Consider the following 7,840-nt stretch of genomic DNA (forward strand, 5'->3'; position numbering starts at 1 on the left):
GATCGACGCGAGGATCCTCCTTCTCCTCGCCGTGCTCGTCATTTTCGAGAACATCTTCGAGGACCTCTTCGAGAACGTCGCGCAAGTACTCAACTGCAGAATAAATACACACGTCTTCACAACAGTACACAGTGTCGATGCATTTTCGCACGATCTCTTTCGCGTCGTCGTGAGACAAGTTCGACCCCGCGAGATACAAGGTCGGAGGACGGCGACTCGGATACCCGTCGTCCAGCGTCGCGATCAGTCGCTCGGTCAGCCGCGCGGGGGCGATCGTCCCCACCCGCAGCGCGCCGGGCAGCTCGATTCGTGCCGCGATGATGTCGGTGTCATCGACCAGCGCGGCCCGTGCCTCGCCGATCCCGTCTTCGTACAGCCATTCAATCAACGCCGACGCCCGCCGCCACCAACAGGGCGCGCGCCTCGAACAGCGGCAACCCGATCACGCCGGAATGACTGCCCTGCAGGAAGCGCACGAAGGCCTCCGCGCGCCCCTGGATCGCATAGCCGCCGGCCTTGCCCAGCCCCTCGCCACACGCCACATAGGCGTCGATCTCGTCGGGGGAGAGCGGCTTGAACGCGACGATCGTATCCGCCAGCCGGGTGCGGAGCTTGCCGTCGGGGGCGATGACGCAGATCGCCGACAGGGCGTGATGACGCCGTCCGGACAATAGCGTGAGCAATGCCCGCTGCGTCGCTTCGTCGCCCGCGGGCGGCAGGATGCGGCGGCCGAGCGCTATCGTGGTGTCGCCCGCGATCACCGCCTCGTGCGCGGCGCGGGGCACGGCGCGCGCTTTCTCCTCCGCCAGCCGCAGCGCATAGGCGCGCGGCAGTTCACGGGCACGCGGCGTCTCGTCGATATCGGGCGCGTGAATGCGCGCGGGCACGACACCGATCCGCGCCAGCAGGTCGCGGCGGCGCGGGGAGGAGGAGGCAAGGACGAGATCCGCCATGATCGCTAGGCCCGGCATGGCGCCGGGCACGGCTCAACGAAGAACGGCGTGGATCAGGACGGGCCGGGGCCGCCACGGCCCGGCATGAAGCGATAGGTGATCCGCCCCTTCGTCAGGTCATAGGGGGTCAGTTCGACCAGCACCTCATCCCCGACCAGCACGCGAATGCGGTTCTTGCGCATTTTGCCGGCGGTGTGGCCCAGGATTTCGTGATCGTTCTCAAGCCGGACGCGGAACATGGCGTTGGGCAGCAGTTCCACCACCTGTCCGCGCATTTCGAGGAGTTCTTCTTTCGCCAAACGGTGTCTCTTTCGCGTTGAATGCGCGCGCCCTTAGCCGAGACGGCAGGAAAAGGGAAGGCAAGCGCGCGAGTTGGCTGGCACGATCCGCGCCTGTCCGCAATGCGATATGAGGGGACCGGCGCTATTGGGCAAGCTGTCGCCGGTCCGGCAGATGCAACCGGCGACGCATGCGCGCCGCCGGCATGCTCACGCCATGATCATCCTCCGTGACCCGCCAGCGCGGCCAGCAGCAGCAGCGCGACGATATTGGTGATCTTGATCATCGGGTTCACCGCCGGGCCGGCGGTGTCCTTGTACGGATCGCCGACGGTATCGCCCGTCACCGCCGCCTTGTGCGCTTCGGAACCCTTGCCGCCGTGATTGCCATCCTCGATATATTTCTTCGCATTGTCCCACGCGCCGCCGCCGCTGGTCATCGACAGCGCGACAAACAGCCCGGAGACGATCACGCCCAGCAGCATCGCCCCCAGCGCGGCAAAGCCCGAGGCCTGCCCGTCGACCGCGGTGACGATATAGTAAAGCGCGATCGGCGACAGCACCGGCAGCAGCGACGGCACGATCATCTCGCGGATCGCGGCGCGAGTGACGAGATCGACGGTACGGCCGTAATTGGGGCGGCTGGTGCCCGCCATGATGCCCGGATTGTCGCGAAACTGGCCGCGCACCTCTTCCACGACCGCGCCCGCCGCGCGACCGACGGCGGTCATTCCGAACGCGCCAAACAGATAGGGCAGCAGTGCGCCTAGCAGCAGGCCGACGATGACATAGGGGTTGCTGAGCGAGAAATCGACCGTCAGGTCCGGGAAATAGGTCTGCAAGTCGGTGGTATAGGCGCCGAACAATACCAGCGCGGCCAGCCCGGCGGAGCCGATCGCATAGCCCTTGGTCACCGCCTTGGTGGTGTTGCCGACCGCATCGAGCGCGTCGGTCTTGTGCCGCACCTCATCCTCCAGTCCGGCCATTTCGGCGATGCCGCCGGCATTGTCGGTGACCGGGCCATAAGCGTCGAGCGCGACGACCATGCCCGCCAGCGCCAGCATCGACGTCGCGCTGAAGGCGATGCCGATGATTCCGGCCAGCTTGTACGCCGCCACCACCGCGACGACGATCACCAGCGTCGGTAGCGCGGTCGCCTCCAGCGAGATCGCCAGCCCCTGGATGACATTGGTGCCGTGGCCGGTTTCGCTCGCCTTGGCGATCGACTTGACCGGGCGATAATTGGTGCCGGTGTAATATTCGGTGATCCACACGATCAGCCCGGTCACGCCCAGGCCGATCATCATGCACCAGAACAGGTCCATGCCGGTGAAGCCCGCCGCGGCGGTGGCGCCGTCGTTACCCGCGTCGAGGAAGCCCGCGCCGCCGATCACCGCGTTCATGTCGCCCAGCGTATAGTGCGCCGCCGCCCAGATCGCCGGGATCGACAGGATCGCCGAAGTCCAGAAGCCCTTGTACAGCGCGCCCATGATCGAGCCGTTCGATCCCAGCCGCACCATGTACGTGCCGATGATCGAGGTGATGATGCACACCCCGCCGACGATCAGCGGCAGGCTCATCAACCGCATCAGCTCCGCCGGGCTGGCCTGAATCAGCAGCGCGATCGACACCATCGTCACGCCCAGCGTGACGACATAGGTTTCGAACAGGTCGGCCGCCATGCCCGCGCAATCGCCGACATTGTCGCCGACATTGTCCGCGATCACCGCCGGGTTGCGGGGATCGTCCTCCGGGATGCCCGCTTCGACCTTGCCGACCAGATCGGCGCCGACATCCGCCGCCTTGGTGAAGATACCGCCGCCCAGCCGCGCGAAGATCGAGATCAGCGACGCGCCGAAGGCCAACGCGGTCAGCGCCTCGATGATCGCGCGATCATTGGGCAGCCGGCCGGCCGGGCCGGTCAGATACCAGAAGAAGGTGGCAATCGCGAGCAGGCCCAGCCCGGCGACCAGCATGCCCGTCACCGCGCCGGAGCGGAACGCCATCGTCAACCCGCCCTGCAGCGAGCCGCGCGCCGCCTCCGCGGTGCGGACGTTGGCGCGCACCGAGATGTTCATGCCGACAAACCCCGCCACCCCCGACAGCACCGCGCCGATCAGGAAGCCGGCGGTGGACAGCGTGCCGAGCGTCAGGAACAGCACCACCGCCACGACGACGCCGACGATCGCGATCGTGGTATATTGCCGCCCCAGATAGGCGCGGGCGCCCTCCTGGATCGCGCTGGCGATATCCTGCATGCGTTCATTGCCCGGCGAGGCGCTGAGCACCTGCCGGCTGGTGACGAAGCCATAGAGTACGGCGATCAGGCCGCAGACCATGGCAAGGTAGACGATGGTCATGCCTCACATCCCTCCTGTTGCGGGGCACGGTCTGTCGCCGTGCGCCTCGCGAGGTGGGAAGGCTAACATGCGGAAGCGTCAGCGCAAGCCGTGCTGATAGCCCAGTATGGGGGGGCGCGGCACTGATCGCCCATCATGGGTTAGCGACAGGCCGTCGCCCGCCGCGAAGATGCCCACCTGCGTGGCCGCCACCGGGGGCTTCCATGCCGCCGGGGCGGCGAACAGCAGCTCGTAATCGTCGCCCGCCGTCGCGGCGGTCAGCGGATCGCTGATCCCGGCGGCGAGCGGCACCGCGCCGAGATCTACGGTAATCGCCACTCCGCTCGCGGCCGCCATCCGTTCGGCGTCGATCAGCAATCCGTCCGACACGTCCATCATCGCATGAACGAGGGGCGCGAGCGCGCGCCCCTCCGCCAGGCGCGGCACCGGCCGGCGATAGCGCGCCAGCAGGCGGGGATCGCCGTTGCCGCCGGCCTGCGCGATCCGCAACCCTTCGCCGGCATCGCCGATCGTGCCCGTCACCCATAAGGCGTCGCCCACGCATGCGCCCGAGCGCGACGGGGCGGGGGCGTCGTGGCCGAAAGCGGTCAGCGTCAGGATGCGGGGCGCGCCCGCCGGCAGCGTGACCGTGTCGCCGCCCAGCAGCCTGGTCCCCAGCCTGTCCAGCGCCACGTGCAGCCCGTCGAGGAAGGCCGCGTCCCACGCGGCGTCGCGGAGCGGATAATTGAGCAACACGCCGATCGGCAGCGCGCCCTTTGCGGCGAGATCCGACAGGTTGGTCGCCAGCAATTTCCATGCGACGTCGGGGGCGGGGTCGTCGGACAGGAAATGCACCCCCTCGACCAGCGTATCGGTGGTGATCGTCAGCCCGGCGAGTGCGGCGGTATCGTCGCCCAGCCCGGCTGCGCCCGGATGCAGCGGCAGCGCGCGCAGCCGGGCCAGGAACGCCGCTTCGTTCACGCGCGCCGGGCGGCGGGTACGCGCTCGTCGCGGCGCAGCGTCAACACCTCCACGCCCGTCGCGGTTACCGCCACGGTATGTTCGAACTGCGCGGATAATTTACCGTCGGCGGTGGTGACGGTCCAGCCGTCGTCGGCGGTGGTGACGCGGCGCGTGCCCTGGTTGATCATCGGCTCGACGGTAAAGGTCATGCCCTCGCGCAGCAGCACGCCGGTGCCGGGGCGACCGAAATGGAGCACCTGTGGTTCCTCGTGCATTTCCCGTCCGATGCCATGGCCGCAGAATTCGCGCACCACGGCATAGCCGTGCTTCTTGGCATGGCGCTCGATCGCGAAGCCGATATCGCCGACATGGCCGCCGGGCCGCACCTGCGCGATCCCCTTCCACATCGCCTCCTGCGCCACCTGCACCAGCCGGCGCGCGGACGGCGCGACCGCACCGACGAGATAGGTCTTGCTGGAATCGGCGATGAACCCGTCCTTTTCCAGCGTGATGTCGAGATTGATGATATCGCCGTCACGCACGATCGTGCCGGCGTCGGGCACGCCGTGGCAGACGGTCGCATTGATCGAGCAGTTGAGGACGTAGGCGAAGCCATATTGCCCCTTGCTGGCGGGGCGCGCGGCGCACTCGATCGTGATGAACCGCTCGACCAAGTCGTTGATATCGAGCGTCGATCGTCCCAGAAGCGGCTGATCGTCGAGCATCTCGAATACGCGGGCGAGCAGCGCGCCCGCCTGTCGCATCAGCGCGATCTCGTCCGGGGTCTTCACCATCTCCTGATCTTATTCCTCTCGCTTCGCGCCGTCGAGGAGTGCGTCGCGTCGGGCGATCTCGGCGCTGGTGGCGGCCTTCTCGTCCTTCGTGCGACCGAAGGCGGCGCGGTTGGCGGCCGCCTGCGCCGCAGCGTCATCGCGCGCCCTGGCGCGGCGAAAGCGGCGGAGGTTGACGACCTCCGCCATCGTCAGCCGCGCACCTCTTTGGCGATCGCGTCGAGCAGACCGTTGACGAACCCGGCCTCGCGCTTTTCGTAAAAGGCGTGCGCGACATCGACATATTCGCTGATCGCCGCGCCGACGGGCACGTCCTGCCGCGCGAGCAGCTCCCACGTGCCCGCGCGCAGGATCGCCTTCATCGGGCGGTCCAGCCGGTCGAGCGTCCAGCCCTTCGCCAGCTTGCCGCCGATCAGCCGGTCGATCTCGTCGCCGCGCGCGTGCGTGCCACGCACGATATCGTCGAAGAATGCGACGTCGGCATCGGCATATTCGACATCCTCGATCGTCGCGCCGATGCGATGATGGTGGAATTCGTGGAGCAGCGCCGGGATCGCGGTGCCCTCCATCTCGTGCTGATACAGCGCCTGTACGGCGGCGAGCCGCGCCGCGGCGCGCGCGCGCGACCGGGCGGAAGAGGAAACGGACATCTGGGACATGGCGGCGCGCTCTACGCCGATCCGACGGCGACGTCACCCCCGCGCGTCACGATCCCTCCTGTCTGTCGGCGTGCCGGTATGAGGCGTCTGCGGAAGGGAGCCTGTCCCCTCCTGGTGGACGAGGAAAGGGCAGGAGAGAAAAAGCCGAACGTCGACCCGGCCTAGCGGTTCGTCCGCAGCCGTAGCGCGACTGACCTGGCATGCGCGGGCAGCCCCTCCGCCTGCGCCAGTGCGATGGTGGCCGGGCCCAGTTCCGCCAATGCGGTTTCGTCGAGCTGCAGGAAGCTGGTGCGCTTCATGAAGTCGGTGACCCCCAGGCCGCTGGCGAAGCGCGCGCGGCGCCCGGTCGGCAGGACATGGTTGGGCCCGGCCACATAATCGCCGATCGCCTCCGGCGTGTGGCGCCCAAGGAACGCCGAACCGGCATGGCGCAGGCGATCGAACAGTGCCTGGGGATCGTCGCAGGCGAATTCGACATGTTCCGGCGCCAGCCGGTCGACCAGCGGAATCGCGTCCGCCAGCGTCGGCACGGTGACGATCGCGCCATTGTCCTCCCACGCCACCCGCGCCACCGACTGGGTCGGCAGCGCCTGCAACTGGCGTTCGACCGCATCGGCGACGCGCGTGGCGAAGCCGGCATCGTCGGTGAACAGGATCGACTGCGTGGTCGTATCATGCTCGGCCTGACTCAGCAGGTCGGCCGCGATCCAGTCGGGATCGTTCGCGCCATCGGCGACGACAACGATCTCGCTCGGCCCCGCGACCATGTCGATGCCGACGACGCCATAGACCTGGCGCTTCGCCTCCGCGACCCAGGCATTGCCGGGGCCGGTGACCACGTCGACGCGCGCGATCCGCTCGGTGCCATAGGCAAGCGCGGCGATCGCCTGCGCGCCACCGATCCGCCACACCTCGTCCGCCTGCGCCAGATGCGCGGCGGCCAGCACGAGCGGATTGATCGTGCCATCGGGCGTCGGCGTCACCACCACCAGCCGCTCGACCCCCGCGACCCGCGCGGGGATGGCGTTCATCAACAGGGTCGAGGGATAGGCCGCGCGTCCGCCGGGGACATAGATGCCGGCGGCGTCGACCGCACGCCAGCGCGCGCCGAGCCGAACGCCGGCGGCGTCGGTGAAGGCGGTATCCTCGGGCCGCTGCCGTTCGTGATAGGCACGGATGCGCTGCGCGGCGAGATCCAGCGCGGCGCGCAATTCCGGTTCCAGCGCGTCGAACGCGGCGGCGCAGGCGGTGGCCTCGACACGCCAGCCGGTGGTGTTCAGATCGTGGCGATCGAGCTTCTGCGTGAAGGCGTGCAGCGCGGCGTCACCATCGTCGCGCACCGCCCGGATGATCGTGGCGACGTCGCGCGCGACGTCCACCGCGGTTTCGCGCCGGTCGTCGACCAGCGCATCGAAGCGCGCGGCGAAATCACCGTCGGCGCTGTCCAGCCGGATCATGCCGCTGCCCGGGGTGTGACGGCGGTGCGGAATGCCCCCACCAGCGGGAATACCGCCGCGCGCGTCTTCATCGCCGCGCGGTTGACGATCAGGCGCGCGGACACGTCCATGATCCGCTCCACCTCGACGAGTCCGTTTTCCTTCAGCGTGCGCCCCGAAGAGACGAGGTCGACGATCCGCGCCGCCAGCCCCAGCGTCGGCGCCAGCTCCATCGCGCCGTTCAGCTTGATGCATTCCGCCTGCACCCCGCGGCGCGCGAAATGCGCGGCGGTGACGTGCGGATATTTGGTCGCGACGCGAACATGGCTCCATCCGCGCGGATCGTCCTTCGCCGCCATATCGACCGGCTCCGCCACCGACAGCCGGCAATGGCCGATGTCGAGATCGACCGGGGCATAAA

Annotated in this window: 9 protein-coding genes and 1 pseudogene; all 10 read right to left on the reverse strand. The window is 68.3% G+C overall.

Annotated elements, in window-relative coordinates:
• Positions 1 to 388, reverse strand: a pseudogene (locus tag ACFDSW_RS04110) (hypothetical protein); the annotation flags it as partial.
• Positions 381 to 953: a Maf family protein gene (locus ACFDSW_RS04115; protein WP_375249007.1), complete on the reverse strand. Its 573-nt coding sequence runs from the start codon at positions 951 to 953 to the stop codon at positions 381 to 383. The pseudogene ACFDSW_RS04110 and the gene ACFDSW_RS04115, both read right to left, overlap by 8 nt.
• 53 nt (positions 954 to 1,006) lie before the next feature.
• The gene (gene infA, locus ACFDSW_RS04120; RefSeq protein ID WP_022685627.1) at positions 1,007 to 1,252 is read right to left on the reverse strand and encodes a translation initiation factor IF-1; all 246 of its coding nucleotides are present in this window, start codon (positions 1,250 to 1,252) and stop codon (positions 1,007 to 1,009) included.
• 200 nt (positions 1,253 to 1,452) lie between these two features.
• Complete coding sequence (locus ACFDSW_RS04125) at positions 1,453 to 3,591, reverse strand: sodium-translocating pyrophosphatase (protein WP_375249008.1); 2,139 nt, start codon at positions 3,589 to 3,591, stop codon at positions 1,453 to 1,455.
• A gap of 78 nt (positions 3,592 to 3,669) precedes the next feature.
• Complete coding sequence (thiL, locus tag ACFDSW_RS04130) at positions 3,670 to 4,551, reverse strand: thiamine-phosphate kinase (RefSeq protein ID WP_375249009.1); 882 nt, start codon at positions 4,549 to 4,551, stop codon at positions 3,670 to 3,672.
• Positions 4,548 to 5,327: a type I methionyl aminopeptidase gene (gene map, locus ACFDSW_RS04135; RefSeq protein ID WP_375249010.1), complete on the reverse strand. Its 780-nt coding sequence runs from the start codon at positions 5,325 to 5,327 to the stop codon at positions 4,548 to 4,550. The genes thiL and map overlap by 4 nt, the downstream gene beginning before the upstream one ends.
• Positions 5,328 to 5,336: 9 nt before the next feature.
• On the reverse strand, positions 5,337 to 5,513 hold the full coding sequence (locus ACFDSW_RS04140) for a DUF4169 family protein (RefSeq protein ID WP_375249011.1): 177 nt from the start codon (positions 5,511 to 5,513) through the stop codon (positions 5,337 to 5,339).
• A gap of 2 nt (positions 5,514 to 5,515) precedes the next feature.
• A complete protein-coding gene (nusB, locus tag ACFDSW_RS04145) occupies positions 5,516 to 5,983 on the reverse strand; it encodes a transcription antitermination factor NusB (RefSeq protein WP_375249012.1) in 468 nt (155 codons plus the stop codon).
• Positions 5,984 to 6,144: 161 nt separating this feature from the next.
• A complete protein-coding gene (gene hisD, locus ACFDSW_RS04150) occupies positions 6,145 to 7,440 on the reverse strand; it encodes a histidinol dehydrogenase (protein WP_375249013.1) in 1,296 nt (431 codons plus the stop codon).
• Positions 7,437 to 7,840 (reverse strand): ATP phosphoribosyltransferase (gene hisG, locus ACFDSW_RS04155; RefSeq protein WP_375249014.1); only part of this gene is annotated, 404 nt, incomplete at its 5' end. The genes hisD and hisG, both read right to left, overlap by 4 nt.

The sequence above is a fragment of the Sphingomonas sp. genome, assembly GCF_042091075.1.
GTDB lineage: Bacteria > Pseudomonadota > Alphaproteobacteria > Sphingomonadales > Sphingomonadaceae > Sphingomonas.

What these genes read in the sequence shown, in the direction of transcription:
- ACFDSW_RS04115 (WP_375249007.1), bottom strand. Translation starts at nt 953, where the DNA reads ATGGCGGATCTCGTCCTTGCCTCCTCCTCCCCGCGCCGCCGCGACCTG.
- ACFDSW_RS04125 (WP_375249008.1), bottom strand. Translation starts at nt 3,591, where the DNA reads ATGACCATCGTCTACCTTGCCATGGTCTGCGGCCTGATCGCCGTACTC.
- map (WP_375249010.1), bottom strand. Translation starts at nt 5,327, where the DNA reads ATGGTGAAGACCCCGGACGAGATCGCGCTGATGCGACAGGCGGGCGCG.
- ACFDSW_RS04140 (WP_375249011.1), bottom strand. Translation starts at nt 5,513, where the DNA reads ATGGCGGAGGTCGTCAACCTCCGCCGCTTTCGCCGCGCCAGGGCGCGC.
- nusB (WP_375249012.1), bottom strand. Translation starts at nt 5,983, where the DNA reads ATGTCCCAGATGTCCGTTTCCTCTTCCGCCCGGTCGCGCGCGCGCGCC.
- hisD (WP_375249013.1), bottom strand. Translation starts at nt 7,440, where the DNA reads ATGATCCGGCTGGACAGCGCCGACGGTGATTTCGCCGCGCGCTTCGAT.